We start from the raw sequence: 16623 nt of genomic DNA on the forward strand, positions 1-16623 counted from the left end.
TTGATTTAGACTGTCTGTTACACCAGAGGGAAATAGCGGCTCCAGTTACGGTCCACCTGCCTTGCAATGTCTTCGTCCGGCGTGAGCTCCTCCGGGTAGCCCGGCTTCATGCGGGCATCAATAATGATTGGCAATGATTGAACGATTGCCCCGCGCTGAACCTTGGCGTCTGAATAGATATCATCCGCCGGATTGAAGCGGGTGAATACGGTCCACAGGAACCGGGTCTGGGTGCTGACAGCGTCCCTGGCATGGTCCACCAGCACCACCAGCGGCCAGGCGGTCCCGTTCTCCGCGAAGTGGGACACCAGCCGCTCCGGCAGCTCAGGGTCCTCTTCATAGGATGCACCGGAAACGGCTAAACATCCTCCGCAATAAGGTATAGCGGCGGTGATTGATGGAAGCAGCCCCTCCGTATAGTCATGCGGAAGCTGCCGCACCGGACTTCCGGTTCCGATCAGCACTGCTTTGCTGCCATGGTTAAGCCTGCCTCCGGTGTAATCCAGCGTATCCATAGACGTATGGGGTACAATAACCAGATCCGTCTGCGGGTTGAACCGCTCCAGCACGGTCTCCAGCAGCTTGGGGAAGTCCGTTAGCTCGACGGCTGCATTCGTCAGCAGCAGGCATTTGGTTAAGGAGAGCTGGCCTTCGCCCAGGATACGGAAGGCGGCCGCCATAGACTCACGCGGGTAGCTCTCCCTGACGACAGCCGCAGCCAGTGAATGTGAGCCAGATTCCGAATAGGACCATAACGCTTTGACCGAAGGGATCAGCAGGGGATATACCGGAGACAGCAGCCGCTGCAGATAATCCTTGAGGTAATAATCCTCCTGGCGCGGCTTGCCGTTAATGGTCGCCGGATAGATGGCATCCTTGCGGTGCCACATCCGCTGGACATGCATCACCGGGAATTCATGCTGCAGGGAATAATAGCCGGACTGGCTGCCGTAGGGGCCTTCCGTTCTACGTTCATGCGGAGAGACCCGGCCGCGGATAGAGAATTCGGCCTCCGCCGGGATCTTATGGCCGCCCAGCGGGTCCTGCACCATCGGCAGCTTGCCGCCCAGCATCAGCGAGGCCAGCAGCAACTCGGGAATCCGCTCCGGGACCGGGGCTACAGCAGCAGCGATCAGGGCTGGCGGCCCGCCGATGAACACAGACACCGGCAGCGTCTCTCCGAGCAGCTCGGCCTGGGAGTGATGGAATCCGCCCCCTTTATGAATCTGCCAGTGAAGCCCGGCGGTGCTGTCATCATAGAGCTGAATCCGGTACATGCCGAGATTATGGTCATTCGGATTGGTAATATTCTCTGTGTAGACCAGAGGCAGTGTGAGGAATGGCCCGCCATCCTTAGGCCAGGCTGTAATGCGGGGAAGCTCCTTGAGCGGGTCCGCGCTGCAACAGACCCCAAGCACCGGGGCTTCGCCCTGCGGGATGTTCTTCGCGCCGGCCCGCAGCAGCTCCAGCAGCAGCTTCTTCTCCCGCCACAGCCCGGCCGGCGAAGGCGGAAGCAGGACTTCCATAGCGGCCGTCAGTGATTTCACCAGCTGCTCCGGCCGGGTCCCGAAGGCCTTGTTCACTCTGCGGACAGAGCCGAACAGATTGGTCGCCACCGGGAACGGCGTTCCCCGGACATTCGTGAACAGCAGCGCCGGCCCTTCCTCCTGGGCCACCCGGCGGTGAATTTCAGCAAGCTCCAGATGCGGATCGACCGGAGTATCAATCACGGCAAGATCCTTGTCCCTGCGGAGTTGTTCAATCCATTGTCGTAAATTTGCGTATGCCATATAGGGTTCCTCCTCAAACAGGAACTTATGCTTGTCCCATTCCCCGTATCTGTATGATTATCGTCTGCTGGCTCCTCCGCTTAACTGCCAGACGCGGACACTCATGTAACAGAGCACCCCGAACAGGCCGGAGATCAGCACAATATGGGACATCGCAGCGAATATGTAGAGCCGTTCATTATTTAACGTGAACACTACAGCCGCACCGCTGAACACCTGCATCAGGCAGAACAGCACGGCAGCCACTCCAAGCGTCCGGATCTCCCGCAACTCCTTGTATTTCCAGAAGGCCAGATGCCCGAGAAGAGCCGTAAGCAGGAACAGAACCGCAGCCGCAATCCGGTGCACGAAGACGACACCTACACCGCCGCTCATCTCCGGAATCCATTGCCCGTTACACAGCGGCCAGCCTGAACACCCGCCCTGTGAGCTGGTGTGACTGACATACGCCCCGATATATACAACGATATATGAATATACTGTAATTGCCCAGGTTAAGTTGCGGAAGCCTCTGCTGACCCGATGCCCTTCTCCTCTGTCCGCTTCCGGCGCGCGGGTGCCGTAGATCCGTCTGGCCCCGAGCGCCAGCATCAGCGAGCCGGCAAAGGCAATCAGCGAGAACCCCATATGCAGAGCCATAACGGCAGCCGACTGCGAGTTGACCACGGCAAGCGCTCCCATAGCACCTTGAATGATAACGAAGACAAGCGTCAGCATGGCATAGGCAAGCATATCCTTGCGCTGCCGGGCATACCGCCAGCAGGCGTACATGGAGGCTACGGACAGCAGTCCGGCCAGTCCGCTGAACAGGCGGTGGGTATATTCAATCATGGAGCCTATGGTATAGGCCGGAATGAGCTTGCCATGGCATAGCGGCCACTGGTTGCCGCATTCCAGACCCGATCCGGTCTTGGTCACCACCACCCCGCCGAACAACGCCAGAAACATAATGAGACAGGTCATATAACTGAGCCATTTCAATTGAAGTGTCGTCAAGATTATCCCCCGCATTATATAGGAATGAGTGCGTACAACTGCTTGGGACCGCTAACATATATCTTTGTAGCAAAAAACACCGCTTCTGCTCAGGTAGGGCGAAAGCGGTGCTGCCTGCTTCGTTACTTGTGGATACTGAGATATACCTCCAGCGCCCGGTTCAGGAAACTCTCAATTTCCTCCCGGGACTTGCGGAGCTTGTTCACAAACCGGACCAGTTCCCGTCCGTCGGTATACGCGACAAAGCTTGGAATGCCCAGAATATTCTGTTCCTGGCTGACATCGCCTACGGCATCGACATCCACTTCAACCAGAGTAAGGCGGTCTGCATACTGCTGCTCCACCTCCGGCATGAACGGGTCAATGAATTTGCAGTCCGAGCACCAGTCAGCCTTGAATACAGCCACAGTCAGACGAGGCGACTGAATAGCGACCTGGAACTGGGCGGGTGAGCTGATTTTGTCCATCTGTTACCCCTTCCCTTCTCTAAGACGGTTACACACGAGGCTTGCTCTTTAAGTGAAGCAAAATGTTCCGAATAAGTCAAATAAAAAAGACAAATTAAGACAATTATCACATCATTATTCTCCGGAACGTACACGGGCAGGCTGCAGCTTCATCAGTGGAGCCAGCACCTTACGCAGCGGACGGGGATACCCGGCGATTTCCTGGCTGCTGAGCACACCCAGAATAATCAGCAGAACCAGATAGATCAGCACTACGGCCGCGCCGACTACCAGACAGGTAATCAGGAAGGCCAGGCGGGCAGGTATCAGGTGAGTCATCATGATTCCCGCTTCATTCAGCCCATACCCGATCCCTGCCGAGGCGAGAACCGCAACCGCGAAGCCGCCCCAGCGCTTGCCGAGAATGGTGAAGGGAACAATTCGCTTCAGCATCCGCAGATTCAGCAGTGTGATGACAATGAAGCACAAGGCTGTAGAGCCGATTATGCCATAGATACCAAACAGCTGGCTGAACAGAAAGTTCGCTCCGAACTTCACAATAAGCCCGGCCAGCACGTAGTACATCGATATGCGCGATTTGCCCATACCGAGCAGAATCGAGTTGGTGGTCATCATCGTAATCTGAAAAATCGTCCCCAGCGTCAGCATCGCCACGATGCCGCTGCCGTCCAGCGATTTGAACAGCAGGCCGTTAACCGAGTAGGCAGCCACCACAAGAGAGACTACAACCGGTGTTCCCGTCAGAATGGAGACCCGCATGGCCAATGTGACCTGACGCTGCAGATGCTGCTCATCTTTACGCGCATAGGCGGCAGAGATAATAGGAATCAGCGAGGCACTAAGGGCAATCGATAATACCGGAGGAATCCCGGCAACACTCTGGGCACGGCTGCCAAAAATACCGAGTGCATTGGTCGCCTCCTTAAGGCCGATCTGTCCGCTAAGCAGCGGAACTATGAAGGTAGTATCAATAAAGTTCACCACCGGCACCGTTACAGAGGACAATACAATCGGGATGGACAGCTTGAAAATATCTTTGTAGATGCCCAGCAGGGGCAGCCGGGCCTCACTCGACTCGTAGAGCGCGATCTTCTCCTCATTCCGCCGCAGCTTTCTTGCATAATACAGCATCACACCAAAGGCGGCGATGCTGCCCAGCACACTGCCGAAGGAAGCGCCTGCCGCCATCCAGGTATTGCTGTACCCCTGGCGCAGCAGAATGAAGGCCAGTAGAATCGCTGTAGATACACGGGCGATTTGCTCCACGATCTGTGAGATGCCGCCGGCCATCATATTGTTGCGCCCCTGGAAGTAGCCGCGCATCATCGCAATGGCAGGGAACAGGAGCAGCGCCGGGGCAATCGCCCGGATCGCCAGTGTGCTCTCGGGGACCTTGCTGGACGCTGCATAATACGGAGCGGCTATGTAGAGGGTTACACTCATAAGCACACCTACAACCGCAGCAAAAATCAGGGCCGCCCGGTACACCTGCTGCGCTTCATGCGGGCGGTTGAGCGCATAACGTTCCGATACCATCTTGCTGAGCGTGCTGGGAATGCCGGCTGTTGCCAGCGGCAGCAGCAGCAGATATACATTGTTGGCCTGAGAGAACGCTGCGTTCCCGACATCATTGAATAAGTGCTCCAGCGGCACCCGCTGGGCAAGCCCGAGTACGCGTGCTACAAGCGCGGCGGCAGCCAGAATAAGCGTGCCTTTGACAAAAGACTCTTTCTTGGTGGACAAGCTATTTCGCCTTCTTCACAATAAATTTAATACCGTCCGATCCAGATAAAGAAGAGGACGACCATAGCAATCTGCAGAATAATCTTGACAACCGTGCTGCTGAACAGCCCGAGCAGGGAGCCGAAGCTGACCTTAACCGCCTTGTTCAAGGCCGAGCCGGCTATCAGCTCCCCGATCAGGGCGCCCAGGAACGGGCCAAGAATCAGACCGAACGCCGGAATCAGAAACGGGCCGGCAATGATCCCGATGGTGCTGCCGATCACTGAGGCGCGGGAGCCGCCGAACTTCTTGACTCCCCACGCCCCGACCACATAATCGGCAACGAACAGCACAACCACAATCAGGGTCTGGGCAATCCAGAACCACGGACCGAAGGGGTCGAAGGAGAAGAACCAGCCGTATACGAAGAACGCCAGGTAAATCGCGAGCGCGCCGGGCAGGATCGGATATACCGCTCCGGCCAGCCCGATTGCAAACAAAGCAATAATCAGAATCCAACCCAGGATCGTCAATGCCTCCAACTCCTTACGTTCGGAATAAATAACTTAATGAACGATTAAGCCCGCTTGGATACCCGTCCAGCCGGTGCCTCAGCTTCAGTCAGAATGAACCTCTGGATCACTTCTGCAATCCCGTCATTATTGTTCGTCGCGACAACCGCATCCGCTTCCTGCTTCACGACCTCCTGGGCATTGCCCATGGCCACGCCGAAGCCGGACTGCTGAATCGCCGCCAGATCGTTCAGGCTGTCGCCGACGGCCACGACCTCTGACATCTTAATGCCCAGCAGCTTGCAGACCTCCAGAATACCTGATGCCTTGTTCACGCCAAGCGGATTAATCTCCAGGTTGAACGGCGAGGAGTTGGTAATTTCCAGCCCGCCCAGCTCCTGCAGCCGCATCAGCAGCTCATGGCGGATGTCATCATCCTCTGTAGAATAACCGAACTTCAGCCATTCCCGGCTGTCGATCTCTCCGTCCCAGGTATCCCGGTTGTACACTTCGTCCACCGAATACGCCCAGAACCAGATATCGAATTCTTCGGCGATCCGGTGCATCTGCTTCACCAGCTCCACATCCATCAGCGACCGGCGGTACAGCTCGCCCGGCGCACGCCAGACCTCACTTCCGTTCACCATGATCATCGGAGTCTTCAGGCCAAGCTGCTCTGCATAAGGCATCGCACTGCGCGACGAGCGTCCGGTAGACAGGCAGACATGGACGCCGGCCTCCATCGCTTTGGTAATCCACTTCACTGTTAACGGGGTAATCTTCTGTTCATCATTCAGCAGGGTTCCATCCATATCCAATGCAAGCAGGCGGTATTTGGCAGTCATCTGCCACCCCTCCATTCTTGTATGCTCTCCTTAGAGGGAGCATCTGTATATTTTGGTGTTACTGAGAATCCGTCAGACGTCCAGGTTATTATATCAGTTATTTGTTGCGGCAGTATTATCTTGGCCCTTCCCTACGTCAGCGCCGTCATTTGCGGGCTTCAGGCTCTTCTTGGGCACGCCGTCCAGCCCGTATTCCCAGTCATATGCGTCGAAGATCTTACGTGCAACCGGTGCGGCACTGTTGGAGCCGAAGCCCCCTTCGGGGATGACCACAGCAACAGCCAGCTTCGGATTATTACGCGGAGCAAAAGCAATAAACACCCCGTTATCGCGAAGCTGTCCTTTACCCTGCTGCTGAGACGTTCCTGTCTTGCGGGCGAAATCATAAGGGAAGTCATCAAAGCTGCTGACCTTACTCTTCATTCCCCTAATAACCTCGTTCCAATAGGATTTATCATAATCCACCTTGCTCAACACTTCACGTCCAAAAGATTTAACGACGTTATTGGAGGAATCCGTGATTTTGCTGACCAGCTGCGGCTTAATGCGCTCTCCCTGATTCGCAATCGTAGAGGCATATTGGGCGAGCTGCAATGCGGTATAGCTTCCTTGCTGTCCGAAAGACGCGTAGACAAGGGCAGATTGGACGCTGCCGCTCTCTGCTTCTTTGAAGTAGTTCAGGAACCCTTTGTATTCATTTGGCAAGCCGCTTCCTGTGGCCACACCAAGTCCAAAGTCCTTCATATACCTATCCCAGACATCTACGCCCTTGCCGCCGTACTTTTCGTACAGCTTCTTCCCAATTTTATCAATCATGAATACGTTGGACGATTTCTCAATTGCATCTGCTGGTGTTCTAAAATAACCGTAGCTGTGTCCACCCGCATTTCTAACGGTAGTTTCATGTCCCGCTTTACCGAACTTCGTGCTGCCTGTATCCGTATAGGAGGTATGTGTAGTGATGAAGCCTTCCTCCAGCCCGATCAATACAGTGAGCGGCTTGATGGTTGAACCCAAGAAAACGGATGAGCTGAAACCATGTCCCGACAGTCCTGAAGAATACGGGGTAATCGTCCCGTTCTGGTAATTATTCATAATCTTGTTCCAGACATCGGCTTCAAGCTTAGGCGCTGTCCACACATTGGTGTCATAGTCAGGCATGCTGGCCATGGCCACAATATTACCGGTATCCACCTCCATCGCTACGGCATATCCCGTTAAGGCATCCGGGTGAGTTTTTCCCTGAACGGTATTCGAATGAAGCCAGCGGATCTGGTCTAAAATAGCCTGTTCCGTCTTAAGCTGGACATTTTTATTGATCGTCGTCCAGATATCATTACCCTTTTCGGGCGGAACTACCTTCTCAATCTTCTCAGCCATATTCTGCGGATTGACGGATATGACCTGATAGCCGTTTTTGCCGCGCAGCTCACGCTGATACTGCAGCTCCAGACCATCGAAGCCGACAAACTCATCATCCTTGTAATTGAGGCCGGGGTCTGCGCCGATTTTCTTCATGGCGCTGAGAACGTTCTTGTAGATGTTGAGCGTGTTCGAGGATTTGAAGGGCTTGATATACCCCACAGTCTGCACCGCGACGGTATCCTTGTCATAATTACGGATGCCTTCCTCCACAATCTCAAGTCCAGGGAATTCGTTCTTATGCTCCATGAAATAAGCGACTTCCTTGGTTGTGAGGCCGGACTTGATTTTGCGGGCCACATAACCCGAGGATTTCTTGAAGTACAGGTCAAAGGAGCTGATCACCTCATTGACCGTCAGCTTCTCGCCGTTCGGATCGCCAAGTTCGTTGAATTTCGCAACCAGGCTGTTCGCCAGGGCATACGCATTGGCTCTTGATTCCGGCTTCAGGGAGCTGACCCCTGTCTCCTTGTCGACCGCCTTGGCGGTATATTCCTGCGTAAGCGTAACATATAGCGTCTGCACGGAGGTGGAATATGCTAATTTCTCCCCGTCATCTGATATAATCGATCCCCGGATGGAGGCAAGCGGCACGCTTTTGGTATCCCGGCTCGTCTCTACCTCAGTCAGTGTGGGTCCTTCGACGAACTGGATCACAGCCAGACGGATAATAATAACGCAGAAAATAACAAACGTGCTGAAGAAAAACACGTTAAGCCGCAGGCCCAGCGTGCTCTTGCTGTCCTTCTCGTCCGGGGGGGAGGCCTGCTTTCGGAAAACACCCACAGTTTGTCACTCCTTTACTTCTCTATATTCTTCTTGGGAATGCCGTCCAGCCCGTATTCAGCGTCATAAGCTTCAAAAATTCGGCGGGCTACCGGCGCTGCACTGAGCGCTCCAAAACCGCCCTCCGGAATGACCACGGCTACGGCAAGCTTGGGATTCTCCCGCGGAGCATAGGCAATGAATACCCCGTTGTCACGAATCGCGCCAGCCGCATCCATCTCTGAGGTTCCCGTCTTGCGGGCAAAATCATACGGAAATCCGTCGAACGCCTTCACCTTTGTATTCATCCCCCGCTTGATCTCCTTCCAATATGAAGGGTCAAACGAGACTGTATTCAGCACTTCCCGGCCAAACTCTGTGACCGTGTTGCCTTCGGCATCTGTAATTCTGCTAACCAGCTGCGGCTTGAGCCGCTGCCCTTCATTGGCCAGCATAGCTGTGTACTGGGCAAGCTGCAGTGCGGTATATTTCCCCTTCTGGCCGAAGGAGGCGTAGACCATTGACGATTGCACAGAGTCCTCTTTATTCAGGTAGTCGGCAACCCCGGCGCTTTCACCGGGAAGCCCGCTCTGCGTGGACACGCCGAGGCCGAAGGCTTTCAGATATCTGTCCCATACGTTGACAGATTCACCTTGATACTTCTTATACAGGGGGTTACCAATCATATCGATCATAAAAGCATTGGAGGATTCCTGAATGGCCTCCGCAGGAGTAAGTTTGCCCAGCACATGGCCGGAGGAATTCCTCACGGAAGAGCTGTCATTTTTGCCGAAATAAGCAATCCCTTTGTCTTGATAGGTGTCACCGGTAGTGAATAAACCTTCATTCAGGCCAATTAATACGCTTAACGGTTTAACCGTTGAACCAAGATAGATCAGTGACTTCAGGCCGTGGCCGGAGACACCGGAGGTATTCTGGGTAATGGTACCGTTCAGATAATTCTCCTTAATGCTCTTAAACACTTCCGGCTGATTCCAGACATTCGGATCATAGTCCGGCATATGGGCCATGGTGATAACCTTGCCCGTATCCACTTCCATGGCTACCGCATATCCGATAAGAGCGGCAGTATGGGTTGTCCCCTGCACAGGATTGTGATGCAGCCAGTTGAGCTGATCCTTAATGGCCTGTTCTGTCTGCATCTGGACCTTCTTATTGATCGTCGTCCAGATATCGTAGCCCTTAACGGGCGGAACGGTAGCCATGACCTCCTTGGCCATATTCTGCGCATTCACCGAGAGGGTCAGATAACCGTTCTTCCCTCTAAGCTCGCGTTGATACTGCTGCTCCAGCCCGTAGATGCCGACGAATTCGTCTTCCCTGTAGCCCAGTCCGGGGTCAGCCCCCGTCTGCTTCATGGCATGGCGGATATTCTTATATAAGTTATAGCTCTCTGTATACCTGAACTGCTGCATAAATCCTACGGTTTGAACAGCTACAGTATCCTTGTCATAATGGCGCGAGCTCTCCTCCACCACCGATATTCCCGGATATTGCTCCTTGTTCTCCATCAGATGGGCGACTTCTTCCACCGTAAGGCCCGTCTTGATCTTACGAGGCATATACCCCGGCGATACCCTGAAGTCAAGGTCCAGCGAAGCCAGGATGTCCTCCCTGGTAAGCTTCTTGGCCGCAGCGGGATCTCCATACTGTTCAAAAACCGAGACCAGCCGGTCGGCCAGCGAAGCGGTCAGCGCCCTGGCTTCCGCCGTATATTCCAGTAAGCCGGTGTCCTTATTCTTGGCCCTGGCCGTATATTCCTGAGTTAAAGTTACATATAACGACTGAACCGGGGTAGAGTAGGCCAGCTTCTCGCCTCCCTCTGCAAGGATGTTTCCCCGGATCGCCGCAAGCGGAACATCCTTAGTCTCGCGGCTGGCCTCCGTCTCGGTAAGCTCATCCGCTTCCACAAACTGAAGTCCTGCCAGACGAACCATGATGATTACAAAAATAAAAAAAGTGCCGAAGAAAAACAGATTAATACGCAAGCTCACCGAGCTTCGGGGCGTCTGATCATCCGGGCGGAAGCCCGGCCTGCCGAACCATTTCACAGCAAAGTCCTCTCCTTAGTTCATTTGCATACAATTATTCTTAACCAAACCGGCAAAGACCCCTTATGCCCGCTGCTATTGTACCATAGATGAAAGAGCCCCTGCTTCTCCTCAGAGAATATTCTCCTTAATATGTGTAGTGTCAAAATCCTGCGGATTAAACCAGTTGCCGCTGCTGGCCCAGGTTGAATCGAGCGGAATCCAGGTCTTGCTGCTGCTGAGGTAGACCTCATTCCAGGCATGGGGGCCATAGCCGCCCTGGCCGTCATAGCCTTTGCCGGTGACGACACGGACCTGCAGCCCTTGCGAGCGGGCCATCATCGCATAGAGACGGGCGTAATCAATGCATACCCCCAGCTTCGTATCAAAAGTATCCTGAGGGGTCTGCTCCTTCCAGATCCGCCGCTGCTCATAATTCTCGGCCTTGGTGTAGTCATAGGCAATGCGCGAGCCGATCCAGTCATACAGCAGTCTGGCCTTCTCTTCATCCCCGGCGGCCTGTCCGGCAATCTTCCCGGCTGCACCGGCAATATCGGCCGGGATATCATGGTCAATCACTTCATACTTGCGCCGCAGAATATCGCTCATCTCTGCGGCTACCGCCTTGGTCAGCACCGGCAGCTTCCCTCTGACCTGTTCACCGGCCAGCGGCTCAAATACCGCCTGCGCACTCTGGCTGTAGATCGGCGAGGACTGCACATAGCGGCTGAAGGTGCTGTCTGGACTTAGAGCAACGCTGATATAGAGGACAAAAACCACCACCAGTGCCCGGGCAATCCCGGCTGCAGTCCCCAAGACCGCACCGCTGAGCCTGCTGGCACCTGTAATTCTGCCGGGTGACCCTCCAGAGAAGCGCGGCAGGCGGCCGGGCAGCAGGAGGAACAGGAGTGACAGCAGCAGCCGGATCAGGCTGTAGCACAGCAGAAGCAGCAGCAGAAACCGGACAACCGGCGAGTTCGACAGCACCGATACGCCGGTGTAGTAGAGCTGCTGCCATTGGTTCAGCTTGGCATCCGGCTGCGTTATCCCCGCTGCCCAAGCCCCTGCGGCAGGCGAGAGATAGACCGCAGCCGGAATCGCCATCACCAGAGCGGCTGCGGTCAGCAGTCCTGATCCGAGCAGCCCGAACAGCCCCCCGGCGGCCCGCCGGAAGCCGCGGCCCCAGCCCTGCAGGGCGGAGAAGAAGACCACCAGCAGCAGAATAATAGAGATGATATTGGCCTCACTAAGACTATCGATCCAGCTATTTAGCACCTCTATCCCTCCTTCTGCTGCGGATGGTGCAGCTTACACTTGTACACCACACGTTTATTTGCCGCTCTGATGCTTCCGGGCTTCATCAATAAAGCTCTGGGTAGTTTCATTCACACTCCATTTGCCCAGACTGACACCGCGGAAGATCACTTCCACTTTGTCTTCTGCGGCGGAGCCCTTCACTTCCAGATTCGGCGTAGTAATCGTGAAGGTTCCGTCACCGCCTGAGGTATACACAGCATCCTGCGCTTCCTTGAGCATAACCTCCTGCGCCTCTTTCTTGAGTGTGCTGACCGTTCCGTCCGCCACCTGATTGACGGCATTGCCGATCTGATCCATAGTCACTCCGCTATAAATGAACAGCCCGGCAACAATAACGATAACAATGGCCCATTTCAGCACGGTCTTCACCAGATTAATGACAGCAAACAGCAGGACGAGCGCAATAACGATAACCAGCCAATTCTCTCTAATAAACTGTGACCATACTTCAGGATTCATCAATTTCACAACACCCCAATCGCAAATTTCGCCACTCATTACACAAATAATAATTATTATACATGAATACCTCTTATAATTCATGGTTACCGGATTGCGGAGACGCATACAGGCCTGAGCCAAGAAAATGGTATAAGCCCCCTCCCGCGCACGTAAAGTACAAGTAGGCCGTGTCTTCCCTGCCGGGCCCGCCCGCAGGGGACCAGCCGGCCGGCTACAAACTGGAGGTGTTACCCTGTGAAAACTGCACTGTGGCTGTATCTGTTCCTCTTCCTGGCCTTCTTCGATCTACATGCCCAGTATCCGATTCTGACGCCATTTGCCATCTCCCTGGGAGCGGGCCCAGCCTTCATCGGCTGGATGATGGGCATGTATTCGCTGACCCACCTCCCCGGCAATCTCCTGGCAGGGGTCCTCGTTGACCGCAATGGAAGCCGCCGCTACATCGTCTTTGCACTTACCGCAGCAGGAGTTATCCTGCTGCTCCAGGCACACGCCCAACTGCCGTGGCATCTGCTGCTGCTCCGGGCAGCGAGCGGCTTCGCCCTGGCCTTTCTTTCGCCCGCCTGCATGACCCTGCTGGCTTCACTCTCTTCCAATCCGGTCACCCAGGGCAAATACATGTCAGGCCATGGCATCATTCACACGCTGGCCTCCGTAGTCTCACCGGCTGCCGGTGCCTTCATCGTAGCCAAAGCCGGATATTCCGGCACCTTCAGCACCTTGGGCTGGCTGCTGATCTTCACCGGTGTGATGGCTTTCTTCAGTGTGCCTAAGCATACTCCTGCACTGGCTGTACAGAAGCCTGCTCTGGCGGCGCAGCAGAAGCAGGCTGCATCACCAGATGGCTCCCTCGTCCCGGCTCCTGTGTCGAAGCGCTACTATTTGCTGCCCTTCTTTGTCTCCTGCTCACAGGGCGTGCTCTTCTTCGAGCTTCCCCTGTCCCAAGGAGCGGACGGTATCATGTCAACGGGCATCCTGCTCTCGCTGCTCAGTCTGGGAGCGCTCGTAACCCTCAGCCTGTTCTTCCTGAACCGGCTTTCGCCCGGTATCCGCATTGCTGCCGCCCTCTTAGGTATGGCCATCTGCTTCTTCAGTCTGGCCGCCTTCCGCAGCATTCCGGCCGGAGCCGTGCTGTTCATGCTCGGTGCAGCCAAAGGGGTTTTATTCCCCGCCATGGCCTCGCTGTTCATTAGTCTGGGCGGAGGCGGGCGGCTGGGCCGCACCTTCTCGCTGCAATCCATCGCCATGTCTCTCGGCGCCTTCGCCGGGCCGGTAGCCGCCGGTCAGCTGAGAGGGTATGTCTCCCCTTATTTCATCGCCTTCCTGCTGCTGATGACTGCAATACTGCTCCTGCCGCCGGGCCGGTCGGGCAAGCTAGCCTCCTATGCCCCGGAATGGAACGGTAATGCAGCCTGAATCAGCCCCGTTTCGCCAGCAATCACCCGCATTTATCCTAGCGGGTGATTGTTTGCTGTGCGGAGATATTTTAATACGACATTTCCCGGGGAATGAATACATAATGTAGTACAGCTTGCTGTTAAAAATAGCGAAGCTTAGGTACAATAAGCTCATACCAACCAGATCCGGGAGCTGAATGTTGATGTCCATCACGATTATTGTAGAAGGCAAGAATGACCGGAGCCGGCTGCGGCGCCTGCTTCGTCCGGAAGTTGACATATTGTGCACCTTCGGCACCCTGAGCACCCTTAAGCTGGAAGCGCTGCGGAATACGATCCGCGACGGGGAAGTCTACCTCTATATGGACAATGACAGCTCAGGCAAAAAAATCCGCGGCGTGCTGCGCGACGCTTTTCCCGATGCGGTGCATATGTATACCCGTAAGGGGTATGCCGGAGTTGAAGGAACCCCTGATGAATACAACATCACCCAGCTGGAGAAGGCCGGGCTTGAGGAATACATTATCTATCCCGAGCCATACAGTCCGGTGTACGAAGGATAGTTAATGATATGAACAGCACCCACAGAGCGCCGATGTAATCGGTTTTTCGATTACTTTTGGTCCACGTGCCCACAGAGCGCAGAATGTAATCGGTTTTTCGATTACTTTTGGTCCACGCGCCCACGCAAAGCTGAATGTGGTCGGTTTTTCGATTACATTTGGACCACGTACCCACGCAGCGCTGAATGTGGTCGGTTTTTCGATTACATTTGGTCCACGAGTCCACGCAGCGCCGAATGTAGTCGGTTTTTCGATTACATTTGGACCACGGGTCCACCAAGCGCCGAATGTAATCGGTTTTTCGATTACATTTGGACCACGTGCCCACGCAAAGCTGAATGTAGTCGGTTTTTCGATTACATTTGGTCCACGTGCCCACGCAGCGCCGAATGTAGTCGGTTTTTCGATTACATTTGGTCCACGGGTCCACCAAGCGCCGAATGTAATCGGTTTTTCGATTACATTTGGACCACGCGCCCACGCAAAGCTGAATGTAGTCGGTTTTTCAATTACATTTGGTCCACGCGCCCACCCAGCGCCGAATGTAATCGATTTTTCGATTTCGATTACATTTAGCCCAAGCGCCCACGCAGCGCACAATGTGGTCGGTTATCCGCATATAGTCGGCCCATCCTTAAAAAAAGGGCGTCCCGGGCAGCCATTTCACGGCTGCAGGGACGCCCTTTCTGTGCAGTGCATTATTCACGCGCCAGCTTCTTCACAGCCTTAGCCAGGAATTCCGGGGTCACATTCTCCGTGTCCCCGGCATCGTACAGGCCCCGGAGCTGATTCTTCTTATCGACCAGCCCGATCAGGTTGGCATGGGCGAAATCATCCTTGCTGGTCCCGTAGATCAGCACCTTGAAGGATTCGGCCGCCAGCTTGCGCACCTGCTCCTGGTCTCCCCGCAGGAAATACCATCCATTATAATCTGCATGGAACTTATCGGCGAAGGCCTTAATCGCTTCCCGGGTGTCATTCTGCGGATCGAAGGAAATCGAGACGAACTTGACATCCTTGCCGAAGCTGCCGTCCTTCACCAGCAGATCCTGCGTCTCGGACAGCATGTAAGTGGTAATCGGACACACATCCGGGCACACGGTGAAGAAGAAATAGACCAGCCTTGCCGTGCCTTCCGTATCTGCGAGCGCGATCTGCTTGCCGTCCACATTCTCCAGGGAGAAGTCCTGCACCTGGCCGATTACGGGCAGCTTCTTCTCACCGAAGCCAAAGGATTGCACAGCCAGAAAGACCGCCATAATCACTGCAATCAGCAGCAGAAGCCAGGTCCATTTGTAGCGTTTCAGGGTCTGCACAGGACAACCTCCCATAATTTAAAGAATGAGTACACTTATTTATGCTGCCGGGCCGCAGGGAGCCTTACACGTGGATCGTATTCAGCACCAGGGCGATCAGGCTGAGTGTCAAATAATTAATGGAGAACAGGAAGTTTTTCTTGGCCCAGGCATCATCATCCTTCGCCTTGAGTCCGATTAAGGTTAAGTAGAGCCAAGCGACTGACAAGGCCAGCGATATTATGAGATAATAAATGCCTGCATAATTGTAGGCGTACATTAGCACCGGCACCGGAAGCAGCAGCGCCACATAAGGAATCATCTGGAACTTGGTGCGGCGTGTTCCCTTCACTACCGGAAGCAGCGGGAAGCCTGCAGCCCTGTACTCCTCCTTGCGGCGGATACCAAGCGCCCAGAAGTGGGGCGGCTGCCATAGAAACAGCATGGCGAACAGCAGCCAGGCTCCAAGATCTACCGTACCCGTAACCGCCACGTAGCCGATGACCGGAGGCATCGCCCCGGAGATCGCACCTACCGAGGTGCTCCAGGTGGAGGTTCTTTTGAGCCAGAGGGTGTACACTACAACATAGACGAACATACCCAGTATGCCGAACCATCCGGCCAGCATTCCGCAGAAGATGAACAACACCGCCAGCCCGGCAATGCCTAGGCATATGCCATAGACCAGTACGGTTCCCGGCTTCAGCCGGCCTGTCGGCAGTCCGCGCTCCCGGGTTCTTTCCATCTTCATATCCAGATCGCGGTCAAAATAGTTATTGAAGACACACGCCGAGGCCATCACCAGCATGGTTCCCAGCAGTGTCAGAATCAGGCGGCCGTACTGTACGTCCCAGCCCGATGCCACCCAGTAGCCTGCGAATGCGGCAATCAGATTGGAGCGGATGATCCCCGGTTTCGTTACGGTAATAAAGTCGCGCCAGCTTGCGCCTTCCGGCGATTTGGCAGACATAGATGCGGAATCAGAAGAAGCTTGAATTCTTAATTGATTGTCCACGTGT

14 protein-coding genes are annotated in these 16623 nt (G+C 54.8%); 2 read left to right on the forward strand and 12 right to left on the reverse strand.

The features are described from left to right. Nucleotides 1-17 precede the first annotated feature (17 nt). From K1558_RS20750 to K1558_RS20795, 10 genes are all read right to left on the reverse strand, one after another. The gene (locus tag K1558_RS20750) at nt 18-1790 is read right to left on the reverse strand and encodes a UbiD family decarboxylase (RefSeq protein ID WP_238653573.1); all 1773 of its coding nucleotides are present in this window, start codon (nt 1788-1790) and stop codon (nt 18-20) included. 57 nt (nt 1791-1847) lie between these two features. Beyond that, nucleotides 1848-2786, reverse strand: coding sequence for a COX15/CtaA family protein (locus tag K1558_RS20755; RefSeq protein WP_238653574.1), 939 nt, complete (start codon nt 2784-2786; stop codon nt 1848-1850). A 122-nt stretch (nt 2787-2908) separates the two neighbouring features. After that, nucleotides 2909-3253 carry a thioredoxin family protein gene (locus K1558_RS20760; RefSeq protein WP_238653575.1) on the reverse strand — a complete coding sequence of 115 codons (345 nt, stop codon included), beginning with the start codon at nt 3251-3253 and terminating at the stop codon, nt 2909-2911. A 114-nt stretch (nt 3254-3367) separates the two neighbouring features. After that, nucleotides 3368-4996 (reverse strand): putative polysaccharide biosynthesis protein, encoded by a 1629-nt coding sequence (locus K1558_RS20765; RefSeq protein WP_238653576.1) that lies wholly within the window; start codon nt 4994-4996, stop codon nt 3368-3370. Nucleotides 4997-5022: 26 nt separating this feature from the next. After that, nucleotides 5023-5508 (reverse strand): DUF456 domain-containing protein, encoded by a 486-nt coding sequence (locus K1558_RS20770; protein ID WP_238653577.1) that lies wholly within the window; start codon nt 5506-5508, stop codon nt 5023-5025. A gap of 44 nt (nt 5509-5552) precedes the next feature. Next, nucleotides 5553-6332 (reverse strand): Cof-type HAD-IIB family hydrolase, encoded by a 780-nt coding sequence (locus K1558_RS20775; protein ID WP_238653683.1) that lies wholly within the window; start codon nt 6330-6332, stop codon nt 5553-5555. 93 nt (nt 6333-6425) lie between these two features. Beyond that, entirely contained in the window at nt 6426-8540 is a 2115-nt protein-coding gene (locus K1558_RS20780; protein ID WP_238653578.1) for a peptidoglycan D,D-transpeptidase FtsI family protein, read from the reverse strand. Nucleotides 8541-8554: 14 nt separating this feature from the next. Then, nucleotides 8555-10591, reverse strand: coding sequence for a peptidoglycan D,D-transpeptidase FtsI family protein (locus K1558_RS20785; protein WP_238653579.1), 2037 nt, complete (start codon nt 10589-10591; stop codon nt 8555-8557). Nucleotides 10592-10702: 111 nt separating this feature from the next. Further along, nucleotides 10703-11845, reverse strand: a complete 1143-nt coding sequence (locus K1558_RS20790; protein ID WP_238653580.1) for a transglutaminase domain-containing protein — start codon at nt 11843-11845, stop codon at nt 10703-10705. Nucleotides 11846-11899: 54 nt separating this feature from the next. Continuing rightward, nucleotides 11900-12346: a hypothetical protein gene (locus tag K1558_RS20795; RefSeq protein WP_238653581.1), complete on the reverse strand. Its 447-nt coding sequence runs from the start codon at nt 12344-12346 to the stop codon at nt 11900-11902. A 237-nt stretch (nt 12347-12583) separates the two neighbouring features. On the opposite strand from K1558_RS20795, the gene K1558_RS20800 reads away from it, so the two are divergent. Together K1558_RS20800 and K1558_RS20805 are read left to right on the forward strand one after the other, a co-directional pair. Next, the gene (locus K1558_RS20800) at nt 12584-13765 is read left to right on the forward strand and encodes an MFS transporter (protein ID WP_238653582.1); all 1182 of its coding nucleotides are present in this window, start codon (nt 12584-12586) and stop codon (nt 13763-13765) included. Between the two features lie 184 nt (nt 13766-13949). After that, a complete protein-coding gene (locus tag K1558_RS20805; protein ID WP_238653583.1) occupies nt 13950-14309 on the forward strand; it encodes a DNA primase in 360 nt (119 codons plus the stop codon). A gap of 698 nt (nt 14310-15007) precedes the next feature. Here the strand turns inward: K1558_RS20805 and K1558_RS20810 are convergent. Beyond that, the gene (locus K1558_RS20810) at nt 15008-15625 is read right to left on the reverse strand and encodes an SCO family protein (protein WP_238653584.1); all 618 of its coding nucleotides are present in this window, start codon (nt 15623-15625) and stop codon (nt 15008-15010) included. 64 nt (nt 15626-15689) lie between these two features. Further along, entirely contained in the window at nt 15690-16619 is a 930-nt protein-coding gene (cyoE, locus tag K1558_RS20815; protein WP_238653585.1) for a heme o synthase, read from the reverse strand. Nucleotides 16620-16623: the final 4 nt, after the last annotated feature.

The organism is Paenibacillus piscarius, from assembly GCF_022234545.1.
Classification (GTDB): domain Bacteria; phylum Bacillota; class Bacilli; order Paenibacillales; family Paenibacillaceae; genus Paenibacillus_AQ; species Paenibacillus_AQ piscarius.